Source organism: Psychromonas sp. SP041, from assembly GCF_000470315.2.
GTDB lineage: Bacteria > Pseudomonadota > Gammaproteobacteria > Enterobacterales > Psychromonadaceae > Psychromonas.
Genome location: NZ_CBRF02000025.1, coordinates 43043 through 60512 on the forward strand (window position 1 = coordinate 43043; position 17470 = coordinate 60512).

The window sequence follows — 17470 nt, forward strand, 5'->3', positions numbered from 1 at the left end:
CTCTCATACTAGCCGCTTATTTCTTTATTTCAGCTAACTTAATATGGATAGCAAGTAACACCTCTTCACCAATTAATTCTGCCGTATGTCCATGAATATTAAAATCAAATGATTCATTTTCTTGTAAGCGATCTTCAGCAATAAAAATATCTCCAGCTATAAAATCACGATATTCTCCATTGCGTAAACTTATACGTAATGTACCAGAGCGCACAACAATAAGGGTGGGGTCGCCTGCAACATGCCACGAACTAAAATAACCAGGTTCGCTCATCCTGTGACGAAAGTTAAGTGCATCTAGCCTGTCAGTGATAAATAAACCGTTATAGTCTTGAATAGAATACTGCACATCATTAAAGGTTGAATAGCTTGTATTTCCTGAGATATTAATAGTTGATGCCAGTACAGGCACATTGATATGGTTCAATATGGGAGGCTCCTAATAGATAACTGCTTATTCAATAAATAATGACTGTCTCAATAGACAACTATTGAATAACTAAATTCATAATTTACCGTATTAAAAGTCTCTTTAACAAGTTCTATTTGTAAGATACAAAAGGATTTCACAACTATCGACCAATAGTTTCATTCCACAGAGTCACTTTGTTACGTCCGTTTTGTTTCGATTTGTACAAGGCCAAATCAGCTTGGTGGATGAGATCTGCTGGCGTTTGAGCGTTAAATTGAATAGATGTAACACCGAAACTACATGTCACCGTCACCCCATCGAAATAACTCGCTTCTATTTTTTGGCGTATTGCCTCTACAATTAATATTGCTTGCCCCGGTAGTACACCTGATAATATAAGACAAAATTCCTCGCCTCCGTAACGTACGGTAATATCATCTTGACGAACACCAGCTTGCAAAATATTAGCAATTCCACGAAGTACCGTATCACCCACATTATGTCCATGAGTATCATTAACTTCTTTAAAACGGTCAATGTCCACCATGATAATACAGTACTCGCCAAGTGTTTCTAAATCAGCAAAGCTTTGGTTCATGAGATCAAATAAAGTACGTCGGTTGAAGCAGTTAGTCAGTGGGTCTCGAGCGGCAAGATAATCGAGCTTTCTATTTAATTTTCGTGAGTGATTAAATTGACGATAAATAAAGCAGACTGCAAATAAACATATCAACAGTAAAGTCGCTAATATTAAGTTCGCATATTTGTTTTTAGTTAATTCTAACTCAGCAATTATTTGATCTTGTTTTGATATTTCTATTTCATTGTTCTTCTTTACTATTTCAAGTTGATCTAGTCGGTTTTTTTCTTTTAACTCCGCTAATTCAACCTCTTTCTTATGCGAATATAACTTAGCCTTAACTAAAACCAGCTCTTCATCTTCTCGCTCTTGTTGCATCACTCTAAATAGCTCAATTTCTTTTTCTGCATAGTTTAAAGACGCTTCAAAATTTTGAAGTGATTTTTCAGCTTTTTTTAATTCTCGATAAGCGTATAACATGTGAGTTGTTGAATTAATTTTGGTCGACAAAGCTAATGAGTCTTTTAATAGCTTAATCGCTTCTTCATCATTTTTACCAATCAAAATACCAGCAAGAGGGATTTGTGCTTTTATTTGGTATATATCACTCTTTATTTCAATCGCAATATCGAGAGATCTTTTATAGTAAATAATTGCACTCGCATCATCTTTCTCTGCACGATATATATTAGCCAGAATTCTCGCTGTTAGAGACTCGTTTGATTTTTCATTTTCTGTTTGATAAATTTTGTGAGCTCTTTTAATTTTGGCTTTTGCTGATTGATAATTGCCAAAGTTCAGATCGATAACAGCTAGCTCTCGTAATGCAGAAGCCATGGTCTTAGCGTCTACCTTTTTTTCAGGTAAATCAATGGTTAAGTGATAAAATGATCTGGCTTGGTCAAACTCCTTTAATCGCGTATAGAGAAGCCCTATTTGATTTGATGTTTTTGCAATCCCACTTGTGTTATTCACTTCCTTATAATACAAATGTGCTTTGTAAATATATTCCAATGATTTTTCATAAAGATGAATATAGCGATAAATAATCCCCGCCCCCATTAACGCTTTCCCCCGCCCAACGGGATCGTTTATTGTTTTATGTATTTCTAATCCTTGCATTGAATAATCAAGCGCAACATTGTAATGACCAAGATAACGCTCAGCTTCAGCTAATGTATTTAATGTACGAGCCATTAATTTACGATCTTGTATTTCCGTATAAATATCCAGAGCATTTTTATAAGAAGAAGCCGTTAATTCTCTATTTTTTAAACGTTTGTAAGACTCTGCTAGCTTAGTATAGGTTTCTCCAAGTTCTTTTTGGATTAACCTTTCATTATTTTCATTTTTTTTAAGGTACGCTAGCGCCTCAGTATATTGTTCGATGGCGCTTTCATAATGTTTTTGTCGATAATAGCTCTTACCTTTAACAATAATGGCTAAAGCAATAGGGTATGGCTTCCCGTATTGCTTCGCTATAGATATAATTTCATTGGTTTTTTCGCTTACTTGGTAATATAGTTTTCGATCTAAGTACGAATTTATATAACCAACAGAAGCAATAATATAGTGTTCTTTATCATCTAGTTTTTCATAAAGAAGAGAAGCTTGTAGAAAGTGAAATGTTGACGGTTTTTTATTCTTTGATTTTCTTTCTATCTCACCTAACAAAAAGTGGGCTTCAGCACTGACAATAATATTATTTTTATTTTCAGATCGTTGAAGGGCGCTATGGGCCAAAATACGGCTTTGTTTTCGATTACTGTCAATTTGTGATTGTGCTTTAGTGATAAGTTCTTTTTCAGTTAAATTCGAAAATTTATTTTGCACGACTGTGGTTTGAGATGCGATTGAAGGCTTAACTTGAGATACAGCTTCTTGCGAATAAACAGTCGTAACAAAAAGAAGTAGAATAAAAAACAACAAGTAATGCGTTACATGCTTAACAAAAAATAGATTAAATAAGGGCAAAAAAATTCTGGTATTAGGATACGCACTTTGATTATTAAAAAGAGTAAAACATAATCTATATCGTGTTGAGCAAAAGCACATAGTGACTACCTAAATATTTGTCCTTTACGGAAATAGCCGCAAATATGTTAAAAGTAAATATATATTTAAACACTCTAATGTGTAATTTAAGAACAGGGGGACACGAGAGCATTCAGTTTCATACAAAATAGTTAGATAAAAATCAGTTCGAGAAAATTAACGTTAAGTATTTACTGATTATTTCATTATTAATAATAGAAAGAGTCATAAATAAACAACGCCACATTAGTCATATTTTATGAATATATAATAAGCATAGAATAATTTATCTTATTTTAATCAATTTGTCATTTTTATGACTATTTAAACTGATTTTTTGCAAGCTACAACATATTTTTACTTTGTTTATACAAGATAATTAACTTACAGCTCAACATAAACTATTAATTAGTCTAGCAGGTTTAAAACCTACCTATTTAACCGACAATAATGAATAAGAGCCATTGCTTACTTACTATAGGCTTTAGAGTGTTTAAGCTAAATAACATGGCCTTTAATACAGCACTAGTCACTCCTTAAATAAGACAAAACCATAAAGTATTTGAATATTATATTTCCCCTCGAAATCCATTTATATTAGCTTTTATTTACCATTAGCCAAAAAGGTTTTAAAGTCATCGCAATCGCATGATATAATCAAATATTTACCAATATAAGTATTTTTATTGTCTTATTCACTCTTCTCTACTATCTTTTTATTTGGATATTTCAAAAAGAAAAGGAATTCTTTAGTGCCTAACATTGTAAGGCTGTGTATTTGTTTACTTGTAGTATTTAGCAACTCGTTATCAGCAAATGAATTGAAACAAGTAACATTACAACTATCATGGTTTGAGCAATTTCAATTTGCTGGTTATTATATAGCCAAAGAAAAAGGCTTCTATAATGAAGTAGGTTTAACGGTAAACATAAATCCTTTCAATATAAAAAACCAACCTCTTACCCCACAGAAAGTGACAAATGGCGAAATTGACTTTGCTGTTGCCAAAGAAACACTGATTCTTTCAAAATCACATAGTAAAAAGATAGTATTTTTATATGCCCTCTTTCAATCCAGTCCACTTGTATTATTAAGTACTAAAGCATCTCGAATAAAAGCATTTGAAGATTTTTCGGGTAAAAGAGTCATGGCAAGTATTGCTGATGCCCAACAAGCCTCATTAAAAGCTATGCTTAACTCTAATGGCATTAAAGAAAATGATTTAATCTTCTTAAAACACTCTCACCACATAGAAGATTTAATCAATAAAAAAACAGATCTAATGTCTGCTTATATTTCTAGAGCACCCTATTATTTAGAGGAAATGGGAGTGCAATATAATGTTTTTAACCCAAAGGATTATGGGTTTGACTTATATAGTGACTTTTTATATACAAGCGAACACTTTATGGCCAACGATATTGATACCGCTAAGGCATTTAGAGAAGCATCTTTAAGGGGCTGGAAATATGCCTTTGATAATATAGCTGAAACGGTCGATCTCATATTCGAACAATACAACGAACAAAAACTAACTAAAAAAGCACTTTTTTTTGAAGGTACAGAACTTAAAAAATTAGCTTATTTAAACACCTCTGAAATTGGAACGATCAACGAAAACAAAATTAGAAAAAGCTTCGAACTTTACAAAGTATTAGGTATTGAAAGAGAGGCGATTGATTTCACACAACTTATTTACAATGCTAAAAACCCAACGATATTTTTAACCGAACGCGAAAAAAGTTACTTAGAAAAAATAAAAAAAATAACAATATGTATCGATCCTAACTGGTTACCTTATGAAGGATTTGATAATAATGGGAAACATATTGGCATCAATACAGAATTTCTCGATATTTTTAGAAAACAACTTACCATTCCAATAGAAACAGTCGAAACAGACTCTTGGAATGAGTCAGTTGAGTTCGCACAGCAAAGAAAATGTGATTTATTATCCTTAGCTGCATCAACACCAGAAAGGAAGAAATACCTTAACTTTACATCGCCTTATTTAGTTTTTCCTCGTGTATTAGTCACCAAAACTAATTCTCCTTTTATCAATAACTTCACTCTCTTAGCTAATAAAATTATAGGCGTACCTAGAGGGTACGCTCATCAGGACATTATTAAGAAAGATTACCCAGAAATAATAATAGTGGAGGTTGATACGATAAAAGATGGACTACAAAAAGTCGCTGATGGTCGCCTTTACGGATTTATTGGTAGTTTAAATACTGTTGATTTATTTTTAGAAGATGAGTTCTTAGGTAAGCTAAAAGTAAGCGGAAAATTTGCTCAAGATAGAAAACTAGGTATAGCGGTGAGAAATGATGAACCATTGTTATTAAGTATTTTCGAAAAGTTAGTTAAAAACTTATCTCAAGAGCAAATAAATAATATTACGGAAAAAAAGACACTGATTAAATACGTAGATAAAGTAAATTATAACTTATTGAAATGGATATTATTTATCGCATTCGTCATTGTCTCCGCATTTTTGTATAGGCAACGAGTGTTAAAAAGTTTAAATAAGAAACTCAATAGAAAAGTAGCAGAAAAAACCAAAGCGTTACTCTATTTAAATGCAAGCCTTGAACTAAGAATTCAAGAACGTACTGAAAAAATAGAACACTCAAAAGAACTACTACAAAATGTAGCCTATCGAGATCACTTAACCGGTATTTTTAATAGACATTACCTTTTAGAAAAATCTGATTCATTTTTTCAAGAGTCTGATTTACTTAACCGCCCATTATCTATATTACTGATAGATATTGATTACTTTAAAAAAGTCAATGATGCTTATGGTCATATCGCTGGCGATAAAATATTAAAGCACGTTGTAACGAACATACAAAAGACATTAAGAGCGGATGATTTATTTGCCCGGTATGGGGGAGAGGAATTTATATTGCTGTTACCTAAAACGAGCATTAATGAAAGCTTGATCGTGGCTGAAAAACTCAGAGTAATCATAGAGCAAAATCCATATCACTCCGAAAAATTAAATACCACTATTAATATCACTATTAGTATCGGAGCGAGTCAATATAAAAAAGGAGATATACTAGAAAGATTAATCGATCAAGCTGATTCCGCCTTATATCGAGCGAAAAAGGAAGGAAGAAATCAAGTTCACATGACCGATAGAAACAATCTGTAATGTGTGAATAAAATACAACGTTAGTGATTATAAGCATGACGTTATATAGGGGTAGTATTATTAAGTTATATTAGATAAGACTTTTAAGCATGTGATCAATGAATAATATTAATTTATGGTTATAGAGTATATTTATTTTTTATAGTATTTTATTGTTATGTTTATATTTATATTTATGCTATTTACTTCTCCACTTTGTGGCACTTTATATCCATCATTAATACCTGTAATCAGAATGATTATAGTAAGTAATATAGTGCAGCACAGATAATAATTTTATATCGGCCAACTCAGCTGTACAGCAAGGAAAAGAAATGGCAGAACGTGAAGATGACTTATCAATATCATTAAAAAAACAGAACCCTCTATATGCTTTCTGTCATTTACCTATCTTTCAATATAAGGTTATTAATCAATTCATTTTACTCATAGAAGAAAGTAAATTCCATTTACTTTCATCCATTTTAAAAGTAATCACCATTGTATTTTTGTTTTATATCTCACTTTTAGCTAGTAAAAAATTATGAATTTAAATTCATCTCCTAATTTGGTACTGAATAATTCAGATCCGTTATTTAAAATGATTTTCAGTCAACAACTTCAATATATGGCGGTTCTTTCTCGGGAGGGTCAAGTATTAAAAGTGAATGACATCGCTTTAACTTTTCAAGATGAACCAGAAGTGGATTATATTGGAAAGCTATTTTGGGAATCTCCAGCCTGGTGCAACACACCAGCATGGGAACAAATTTGGAGAGCAAGACTAGAGAAGTCTTCTAATCAAAAGCAAACGGTTATATTCGAAGACACCTTTCAAATTGCAGATTGTCTTCAAATGAATGGCTCTCCTCAAATTAATGCTCCCCTTCAAATTAAAAACACTATTGAAGTTGAGAAGAACTTGCAAGTTGAAAGCAGTTTTCAACTTGCCCAAAGCACTATTTACTATGCAAATACATCCATCACACCTATCTATACACCTGAAAATAATGACCAACCATCAGGTTATATTATTCAAATAGTTGATATTACCAAACAGCGTAATATAGAAAATCAACATAAAAAAAATGAAACCAAATTAGAGCTTGTTTTAGAGCAAAGCCGCATTGGTAACTGGGAACTTAATCTTGCAGATCAAACGACTCATCACTCTCTGATACATGACCAAATATTTGGTTACGATTCACTAGTACCTGATTGGACCTACGAGACATTTCTTCAACATGTATTACCGGAGGAAAAAGACGAAGTTGATAACAAACTCCAACAAGCTATTGCGAATAAAGTTAACTGGCATATTGAGTGTAGAATTCGTCGAAAAGATGGTGAAATTCGTTGGATTTTAGCCTCGGGTGGACATACCTTCGATGTGTCAGAACAAACAAAACTGATTGTCGGCATAGTGCAGGACATTACAGACCTAAAACAGGCAGAAGAAACGAACTTACGTCATCATGCTGAATTAAAGAGTTTATTTAATGCTTTACCTGATACTTACTTTCGAATTATGTCCGATGGGGTTATTTTAGATTACCATACGCAAAATAATGATAAATTTTATAATGATTCAAACAACTTTATTGGTAAGCGCTTACAAGATATTTTCCCAGAGGATATAGGCTTACTTTTTCAATCTAAAATTAATGATGTACTACAAACAGATAAAATACTTACTTTCAAATACCAACTCATGATCAACAATCAAATCACTTATTTTGATGTCCGCCTTAATAATATCGGCTTTAATGATCAATTAATTTGTATTATTAGAGATGTTAGCAATGAATTACGCTCTCAAGAATCTTTAGCCGTTAGCGAACAACTGTTCCGAACTATTTTTGAGCAAGCAACGGTTGGTGTTGCATTAATTAGCTTCGACATAAAAAGTGTCATTCGTATTAATCAACGATTTTGCGATATGGTTGGTTATAGTATGAAAGATATGTCAGATGTGAATATTTTTGAAAGGATCACACATCCCGATGACTTAGAAAGTAATTTAAGCCATCGTAAAAAAATATTAACAGGTCAACAACATGAATCAACGATAAAAAAACGTTATATTCATAAAGATGGCCATATTATTTGGGTGGAATTAACTATTTCACCGACTCGCCAAGTTGGCTCTCAGCCAAAAACTATCATCGTAGTCGCTCAAGATATTAGTAAACGCAAAAAAGCAGAAGATAAACTTCAATTATCCTCAAAAGTATTCAGCGATACTCATGAAGGAATTGTGATAACTGATGCTAAAAAATTAATTGTTGATGTTAACTCTGCATTTTTTAAAATAACAGGCTATAGAAGAGAAGAGGTCATTGGCAAACAACCTTCTTTTTTAAGTTCAGGTAAACAAAGCCCTCAATTTTATGAACAAATGTGGCAATCAATTAAAGAAAGTGGGCATTGGCAAGGTGAAATATGGAATAGAACCAAACAAGGTGAACTCTACGCAGAGCTACTAAACATTACATCCTTGACTAACGAAGATAATCAAATAACCCATTACATTGGTGTATTTTCAGATATAACCAGTATTAAGCAACAACAAGAAAAGCTTAACTTGATGGCTCATTATGATGTATTAACTAAATTGCCAAATCGCGCTTTATTTATAGACCGATTCCATCAATCAATCGCACATAGTATACGTACTGGGCATCAACTCGCTATATGCTTTTTTGACCTAGATGACTTCAAACCAGTAAATGATAGTTTTGGACATGATGCAGGTGATCATTTATTAATTGAAGTCGCTGAACGTATTACAGGCTGTATCAGAGAAGAAGATACCGTGTCACGACAAGGTGGAGATGAGTTTGCAATATTACTTAATGACATTGAATCTAATTCACAATATGAAGCAACGATTAAACGTATTCACCAAATTTTAGCAGTACCCTATATTATTGACGGTATTCAACATCAGATAACCGTTTCTAGTGGTGTGACTTTATACCCATCTGATGAGGGCGATATAGATACATTATTACGTCATGCCGATCATGCGATGTATCAATCGAAATTAGCTGGTAAAAATCGTTCAAATTTATACAGTCCAGATTCAGACCAACGAATTATTCAAAAAAACCTCCAATTAGAAGAAATCAATAACGCCTTAGAAAACAATGAGTTTCAATTGTATTATCAACCAAAAGTAAATATGGCAACAGGTAATGTATTTGGTGTTGAAGCTTTAATTCGCTGGTTCCATCCAGAAAAAGGATTGCTTCCTCCCTTAGACTTCTTGCCTTTTATCGATGGAACACCACTAGAAATTAAAGTCGGTGAATGGGTTATCAAGAATGCTTTACAACAACTTGATAATTGGCAGCAGCAAGGTATTAAACTAGAAGTTAGTATTAATATTGCATCAAATCATCTGCATTCTTCCTCTTTCTTTATTGTGCTTGAAAAACACTTAGCTGAGCACCCTTCTGTTAACGCAAAAGATTTACAATTAGAAATACTAGAGAGCTCTACTTTAGGTGATCTCAATACCATTACTCATATTATCAAGGCTTGTCAAAGTGGCTTAGGGGTCACTTTTGCATTAGATGATTTTGGTACAGGCTACTCATCTCTAACGCATTTAAGAAGTTTACCTGCAGAAACGATAAAGATTGATCAAAGCTTTGTAAGAGACGTGCTTGATGACCCAAGTGACTACTCTATTATTGATGGTGTTATTTCGTTAACAAAATCATTTAATCGTAATGTTATTGCTGAAGGTGTTGAAACAACAGATCATGGGTTAATGCTTTTACTGATGGGGTGTGAAAAAGCACAAGGATATGGAATAGCGAAACCGATGCCTGCTGTAGACTTTTTTCAATGGCTAAATCATTACACGCCAAATAAAGAGTGGCTTGCCTGTGGCAGTACACATTATACAAGGAAACAAAACACGCTAGAAATTTTCAAATTAATGACAACTAAATGGAAAGAGAAGTTACGAAATAAGATTTTATCATCACACGGCGACATTGCATTTTGGCCTATATTGGATAATGAATTTTGTCATTGTGGTAATTGGCTCTATCTTCAAAAACAAACACAACTATTTGATGAAGAGGAAATCCAACGAATTGAAAAAATACATTATAAAATTCACGACGTTGCCTATTCAATACAACATAAATATCAAACAGGAAAAGTGCAAGAAGCACAGAATGATTTAGCAGCATTAGAGTTAGTTTTTAAAGAAATGCACAATGCACTAAGTTCAGAGTCAATAACAATGGATGCCTCAAAGCGTTTAGATAATTCCTAATTAGAGAAAATAGGTAGATGATATAGGCATACTCGACATGCTAATTACCAATGTCTCTAAAGAGTAATTAGCATGTCGATAAACCGTCGTTAGCTTGGTTGCAGTGCAGCTTGTTTGCAACGAGAAAATAAAGGTTTCTTCCGCTGAGTTAATACGTTTCCTAATATCACTAACACCAAACCAAGTGTTGAAAGTAATGTCCAATGATAGCCTTCAAAAACAGCAGAGGCGCTTAATGCCACTATCGGTGTTAACACTAATATATAAGCTGCATTACTCGCCCCTAAACGGTCAACCAAGATAAGATAAAAGGTAAACCCAAGCACAGAAGCAGGAATAGCGAGATACAATAAACTGCCTATGTATTCTGTAGTCATTGTAAATTCAAAAGGCAGTCCTCGAACTAAAATGATTAGCAATAATGCAGCACATCCATAAAGCATTGCATAACTGGTTGCAGTGAAAGGTTGAATATTATTTTTTGTATTACGTATGCTGAGCATATTACCAATGGAAAAACACCAAGTGCCTAAAAGAGCAAAGAACAGCCCGTATAATGTATTCTGTGACCAGTCTGTTTTCAGTAAATCTCCGGTAAATAATAAACTAATACCGGCTAACCCAAACACAGCACCTAACCAAAAGTTAGCACTGGTTTTAGTTTGATAGAAGAAACGACTATGCACCGCATTAAAAATTGGAGCCGTCGCCATAAAAACAGCCACTAAACCACTCGGGATATACAAGGTTGCACTGTAGAAGGCTAAGAAATTACAGCAAAATAAACATATACCTTGTAGTGCTAAAAAAGATTGATCTCTTGGTTTTACTGGTTGAAGTTTTCGCCAACACTTTCCAATGATGAACATAATCATCGCAGCAATAGCAAAACGATAAAAAATAGAGACTTCCATCGGTACATCGCCATGCTGCCATTTAATCGATATCCACGACAACCCCCAAATAAAAACCATTGATATATAAAGTAATACTGACATTCTTTACCCTTAAGAATAAAACTTATAATAGAATCACATCATGCAGTATTTAACTTATAAGAAATATCACAATCTCATTAAAACTAACACAATATTGCGGTTTTATAATCATGGGTAACATCGAAAGCAGAGTATAAGTTGAGCTATTTAATATTAGTGTTAATGTAAGTATGAGTGTTTTCTTATCTATTTTTATAGTCGTTTATAAAAACACCTTATAACAATTTACTTCCTTCTATAATATTTATAGAGTGACCTATCAACGCTGTGTTTGTGAATAATATTACTATGGATAACATTAGTTCAGATCATGCCAATATAAAGAAGACCCATTTGCATTTTGAGTCTTCTAATACTAGCTTTCAACAGTCAGCTAGCAAAATCTGTTTAAGGGAAAGATCTTTAACGGATGCCTTATCTTGGGCGCATTATCAGAATGAAAATGACCATGTCTATTATAGAAATGAAAAACAACATACCTTGAGTTTATATCTAACAGGTGGATATCAAACACATCGTACCGACATTCATTCAAGATTTGGTGCGCCAGGTAAGTTTTGTTTAATGCCAAAAGATTCTGAAAGTCATTGGCAACTTGGTCAAATGCAACAGTTTATGCACTTGTACTTTAATGATGACTACCTTAAACAACTTGCTTTGAAAGTCTTTGATATCGATCCACGTATGTTACAACTACCAGAATTAAACTTTACTACCGATGTGGCAACTGAAGCTTTATTTCGACACTGTATGACTACTAGCGATTGGCAAAGTAAAGATAATCATTTAGCGATGGAGCAAGTTACCAATACGATATTAGTCTCCATGATACAAAATATGGGAATAACTAAGATAATAGCCCCTATCAAAGGAGGCTTATCACCAAAGGTGACATCATTAGTGTGTGATTACATGCAAGCCAACTTTCACCGTCAAATTTATCTCAGTGAATTAGCTGAGTTAGGCCAATTAAGTGAATATCATTTTTGCCGTATGTTTAAACAAAGCTTAGCGCAAACACCACAGGCTTATTTATTAAGCATTAGAATAGAACAAGTTAAATTACGACTACATAATAAGTTAGAAAGCATCAGTGACGCAGCTCTACATTGTGGTTTTTCTAATCAAAGCCACATGGGACGATACTTTAAAAAACTCGTAGGGATATCACCTCGTCAATATCGAGATGTGATTAGCAACTAAAAACGGTATGCTCCGAAAACAGTTAAGGGTAACTTAATAAAGTGGTTTAATAAAATGGCTTAATAAAGTTATTCAATAACGCTATTTAATAAATAGCGTTCATTTAAAGCGCAATTGTAGCCACTGACATGACAACAATTACGGGTGAATAACGACACAAGACTAATGAAGATACTCTGAACTATAATAGCCTTTTTTATAAGCTAAACTGCCCCATAACGCATTCGCTTTGGCTTTATCAACCATTATTTCAGGCATCTCTTTACTATTCAGTTGTGTGGTTTCAGCATCATAATGAAAACCCAGTGGAGACTTACTCGGTTGTAAAATAACCACGTCATTATTATTGTCCATCCAAGCGTAGTTCTTATAAAACTGCATCATCGCTCTTAGTTTTGATGCTTCAATATCTTGGGTCATATCATGGCCAATCATAGGCGTTAGGTTATCAACACCGATCAATGATAATAACGTTGGTGGTAAATCGATTTGACTGGCTAAACGATCATCTTGTTTATAACCAATACCTCCACCAAAAATAACCGCAGGTATTCTAAAATGGTCAATAGGGACTAATTGATTACCGTATGCTCGTGAATCATGATCGGCAACAACCACAAACACAGTATTGTCCCAATAATCAGAGGCTTTCGCTTTTTTGATAAATTGCCCTAATTCATAATCAGAATATTTAGCTGCATTTTCCCGAGTCTGTTTTGGAGAGTTATAAGGAGTAATGACCCCGTCAGGATAATCAAACGGAGAATGGTTTGACGAAGTGAACACTAAACTAAAAAAAGGTTTTCCTGATTTATTAAGCTGTGAAAATTGTTGATCTGCTTTTTTATATAAGTCACCATCACAAGCCCCCCAAGCGCCAACAAAATCAGGGTTTTCAAATGTAGCAAAATCCTGCATGTCACTAAAACCATTGCCCAAGAAGAAGCTTTTCATATTATCAAAATGGCTTTCACCACCATAAATAAATTGCGTATGATAACCTTGGTTTTTTAATAAATCGGCAATGGTAAAAAAGTTAGTTTGGCTTTGCCCTAATTTAACAACCGAACGCGCCGGAGTAGGTGAAAAACCAGTTGTTACCGCTTCAATACCACGTACAGAACGCGTTCCTGTGGCATACATACGATTAAAGCTCCAACTCTCTTGCATTAACTTATCCAAATTCGGAGTTAATGGTAATCCCCCTAACCCACCGACATAGCGAGCCCCTAAGCTCTCCTGCAATAGAATAACCAAGTTCTTAGGTTTACCTTGATAGGACGCTGAGCGGTTAACTAATGTAGGCATTAATTCAGAACTAGAACCATTAAGATTAAATTGTTTCCCGTTAACGCCTTTAAGATCTTTATTTTCTGAAGACGATAATTCACTATGTGGTAGCCTAGTATTAGCAGACATTGATTCTTTGACCAGACGAATAATGTTAGCTTCATCCATCTTGCCATAATATTTAAAAGCATCATCTTCAGCGCTCATCTGTTTAATAGAAAAGAACAATGAATATGATGAATTTAAGATTAAATCATTCATTAATGGATCTGTTGAGAAAGCGACCATGGCAGGATTCAATGCACGATGCCCCAATGATGAACGAGCGCCTAGAAAACAAAGTGAAACAGCTAATAATGCCATCACGGGACGCCAATACCATTTAGGAAATGTTAACCCTGTGACAGCATATCGACTGAACTTCCAAGCCCCATAAATAGTGGTAATAGAGATCAATGCACCTAACAATAACTCAAGTTTATAACCACTCAATAACATACCAAAAACTTCTTTAGGGTAAATTAAATATTCAACAAATAATCGATTAGGACGAACGTCATATTCTATAATAAATGAAGGAGTAACTACCTCCATATAAACAACTAACCATAAACCAGCAACGATCCAAATTCGTAAAAATACAGAACAAATTTTTCCAATAGTATTGTTATTTAACAATAAACAACTCACTAACGCAGGCACTGCAAATAGATAGCCTAAACTGGCAAGGTCTATACGCAACCCACTTAAAAAAATGGTCCCCCATCCATTAACATCATTAATTCGCTCGCTTTGCCATAATGACAAGCTCAACCGAGAAAGCATGAAAATAGATAAACAAATAACAAAAGTGGAAATGATAGGGAATAAAATGCCTAAGCGTTTTTTGAGTGAAAACGACATACAGTATCCTGAGATGAATGAACTTAACAATAAAGTATCATTACCAGCTTAAGGAACACTGAGAGTAACCTTAAGATTTGCTTAAGATTACTGACTTTATTACAGCAAATAGCCGCGCTATTTTGAATCCATTACAAAGGTAAAACGGGAAGAGTGTTAATAAGAGCGTAGCAGGAATGATTAGCAGTAAAACATTGCTGTTTTGGTAAATGTTATTTTTAAACATGAATACAATAAGTATTTAAAGCCATCTTAAATATTCACCTTCCTGTAAAAGGAAGATGAATTAACTAGAGCATTAATAGAGATAAAATTGAATTATAGAAAGTGAGCTACAAAGTCATTTATAAAAGCAATTTATAGAAGCTATTAATACAATAAAGAAGGCTCACATTACAAGCATGTGGAAACCAACCCCTGCAATACCAGCACCTAAATATCTTAAGAGTTGAGCACCACTTTTTAGTTTCAATAAAACAAGACCAATGAAGACACCTGCAATATGTATAATCGCAGTACCAGCAACAAAGCCAAGTGCGTAATACATAGGTTTAGCTAGATAAGGCATTTCTGAACCATGTGCATGCCCATGAAAAATGGCAAAAATGCCAGCAAACAGCATTGCTAGCAAAGCGGGAAATTTTTTCTCTGAGGCAATAGAAAGGCCTAATGCAAACACTGACAAAATAATGCCTAATTCAACAGAAAACAATTGAACATCTTCCATACCAAGAATGCCACCAATCAACATAACGATGACAAAAGTGGCAGGTACTTTCCATATTGCTTTCCCCCCCATCTGAGCACTTAAAATACCCACACTTAACATAGCCAGTAGATGATCAAAGCCAAGTACAGGGTGACTAAATCCAGACATAAAGCCACCAGCACCTGGAACAGTGTGTGCGTAAGCTAAATTAGGGAGGACTAACATAATTCCAAACAGCGTGATTAATGATTTTTTCATTCGATTACCTATGACGTTTATTATTATTGTTTTTATTACAGATAGTTTTTCATTATTAATATTGATATCAATAATCATTAAGTTTAACGAAATTAAAAAATTATGCGAGGGGAACTATGATAAATAAGTATGATAAAGAAGTACGATAAAGCATCATGATTATATACTTAGAGAGCTTAATGTTTTCATTAACTTCTCTAATACCGATTACATTAAATAAGTGATCTAAATTTTACGCAGGAAAAATGACTTAGTTTAAGACGTAAATCGAGCTAAATGGTCATTCCCTTTACGAAATTTACAACGAAGAAATAAGTTATTTTAACAAGTAAAATAGATCAGTTAATTAGTGTGATTGGTATAGGTACAATAGAATCCTATTTTAGACAACAATCATATTCTTATCATGAATATTGAAGAAGGCTAATAACCTTGAAGCCCTTAGAATAGAACCCTACTGAAGAATATTAATTAACTTTTATTAGATTTTAGTGAGCGTAAAAATAGCCCAAGTCCACCGACGGACAATACCAAAATAACAATAAGATCAAACGAAGTCATGGTGCGCATACTAAACCTGACGCTAGATATAACACCAAAAATTAAGGCAGTAAGAGAACCAATTGAAAGGATCCAACCTAAAATGTTTCTCGCATTATAAAAAATAAGGCCAATACCAAAAATGAAAGGGATCATCACCATGCCACTGGTAATACCCATACCACCAAAGTTGTTAAAACTATAAAGTCGAGAGCCAAAACCAAAACTGGATGTTACTGTGATAGCATTAAGTAGCATATAAAAGCCACCACACATCATAATCAAACCAATGAAAAAATTGCCAACACCACCTGAACTTCCACCTGCTCCATTCATCTTATTCTAAACCTTTTTATATAGTTGAAATGACTTAAGTTATTATCATAAAAGTATAACGAATAAAGCACTAAAAGTACTCTTACAACGAATATTAAGTTAATTATTCCTTTCTCTATTAGTAGCCATTCTACTCACACTTTTTATTAGTATTTCTATACTCTTGGTTTTTCATCAATGACTTTCATTTTTTAGCTCGATTAATGATAACGCCAAAATTCATCATAAATCACTTTTAAGAGCACTATTTTAAATAATGTTCTTAAAAGCCTTGGAAAAAAATTGGGGGTATATTGATAAAGTGTGGCAGATTAAACTTTGAAGTGCATTCCAGTTACGGCGGTTAAATATGCATCATGTTGGTATGCATTAAGCGTAGTTGATAATTCGATTTTGTTTTTCTTCTGCATAGCGGCGGTCGTTTGTGGGGAGATTAACGTTACCTCACCTACCGTTGAAAGTTGAATTAGCCCTTCCATTTTAAACGTATTTGCTCCACCAGCAAACCGCCCTGTTTTCCCACGTTTTTTGATAAATATTTTTCCTATCTGATTATTGAGAACAAAAGTATCAATCTTTTCTTTGAAAGATAAGACGTCCGCATTAACATCTCCATCACCTAATGAAATTTTCTTCACTTTTAAATCTACATGATGAAAGCGCTCTTCATCGGCTTCCAATACCACTAAAATCGCATCACTTGCTTTTAATTCTATACCGCATATTTTCATAATAATCCTTTTTATAATACCTAATAACGTCATCGCGTA

The 17470-nt window shown here is 33.7% G+C and carries 11 protein-coding genes; 4 read left to right on the top strand and 7 right to left on the bottom strand.

What is annotated here, in order from left to right; translation table 11 throughout:
* Positions 1-16: 16 nt before the first annotated feature.
* Positions 17-427, bottom strand: a complete 411-nt coding sequence (locus SP041_RS14000; RefSeq protein ID WP_137297887.1) for a hypothetical protein — start codon at positions 425-427, stop codon at positions 17-19.
* A gap of 145 nt (positions 428-572) precedes the next feature.
* The gene (locus SP041_RS14005) at positions 573-2966 is read right to left on the bottom strand and encodes a diguanylate cyclase (RefSeq protein ID WP_240791475.1); all 2394 of its coding nucleotides are present in this window, start codon (positions 2964-2966) and stop codon (positions 573-575) included.
* Positions 2967-3778: 812 nt separating this feature from the next.
* Between SP041_RS14005 and SP041_RS14010 the strand changes: the two genes are divergently transcribed.
* The 3 genes from SP041_RS14010 to SP041_RS14020 all read left to right on the top strand — a co-directional run bounded on the left by SP041_RS14010 (position 3779) and on the right by SP041_RS14020 (position 10463).
* Positions 3779-6190, top strand: coding sequence for a diguanylate cyclase (locus tag SP041_RS14010; RefSeq protein ID WP_025563825.1), 2412 nt, complete (start codon positions 3779-3781; stop codon positions 6188-6190).
* A 314-nt stretch (positions 6191-6504) separates the two neighbouring features.
* The gene (locus SP041_RS14015; RefSeq protein ID WP_025563823.1) at positions 6505-6717 is read left to right on the top strand and encodes a hypothetical protein; all 213 of its coding nucleotides are present in this window, start codon (positions 6505-6507) and stop codon (positions 6715-6717) included.
* Positions 6714-10463 (top strand): EAL domain-containing protein, encoded by a 3750-nt coding sequence (locus SP041_RS14020; protein ID WP_025563821.1) that lies wholly within the window; start codon positions 6714-6716, stop codon positions 10461-10463. The genes SP041_RS14015 and SP041_RS14020 overlap by 4 nt, the downstream gene beginning before the upstream one ends.
* Before the next feature lie 89 nt (positions 10464-10552).
* On the opposite strand, the gene SP041_RS14025 is transcribed toward SP041_RS14020, so the two are convergent.
* Positions 10553-11461, bottom strand: a complete 909-nt coding sequence (locus tag SP041_RS14025; RefSeq protein ID WP_025563819.1) for an EamA family transporter — start codon at positions 11459-11461, stop codon at positions 10553-10555.
* 273 nt (positions 11462-11734) lie between these two features.
* On the opposite strand from SP041_RS14025, the gene SP041_RS14030 reads away from it, so the two are divergent.
* Positions 11735-12664 carry an AraC family transcriptional regulator gene (locus tag SP041_RS14030; protein WP_240791476.1) on the top strand — a complete coding sequence of 310 codons (930 nt, stop codon included), beginning with the start codon at positions 11735-11737 and terminating at the stop codon, positions 12662-12664.
* 162 nt (positions 12665-12826) lie between these two features.
* Here SP041_RS14030 and SP041_RS14035 read toward each other — a convergent pair whose 3' ends face one another.
* From SP041_RS14035 to SP041_RS14050, 4 genes are all read right to left on the bottom strand, one after another.
* The gene (locus SP041_RS14035) at positions 12827-14857 is read right to left on the bottom strand and encodes an LTA synthase family protein (protein WP_025563815.1); all 2031 of its coding nucleotides are present in this window, start codon (positions 14855-14857) and stop codon (positions 12827-12829) included.
* A gap of 388 nt (positions 14858-15245) precedes the next feature.
* The gene (locus SP041_RS14040; protein ID WP_037048582.1) at positions 15246-15791 is read right to left on the bottom strand and encodes a HupE/UreJ family protein; all 546 of its coding nucleotides are present in this window, start codon (positions 15789-15791) and stop codon (positions 15246-15248) included.
* A gap of 504 nt (positions 15792-16295) precedes the next feature.
* The gene (locus tag SP041_RS14045; RefSeq protein WP_025563811.1) at positions 16296-16700 is read right to left on the bottom strand and encodes a hypothetical protein; all 405 of its coding nucleotides are present in this window, start codon (positions 16698-16700) and stop codon (positions 16296-16298) included.
* Positions 16701-17011: 311 nt separating this feature from the next.
* Positions 17012-17431 carry a DUF3010 family protein gene (locus SP041_RS14050; RefSeq protein WP_025563809.1) on the bottom strand — a complete coding sequence of 140 codons (420 nt, stop codon included), beginning with the start codon at positions 17429-17431 and terminating at the stop codon, positions 17012-17014.
* Positions 17432-17470 lie beyond the last annotated feature (39 nt).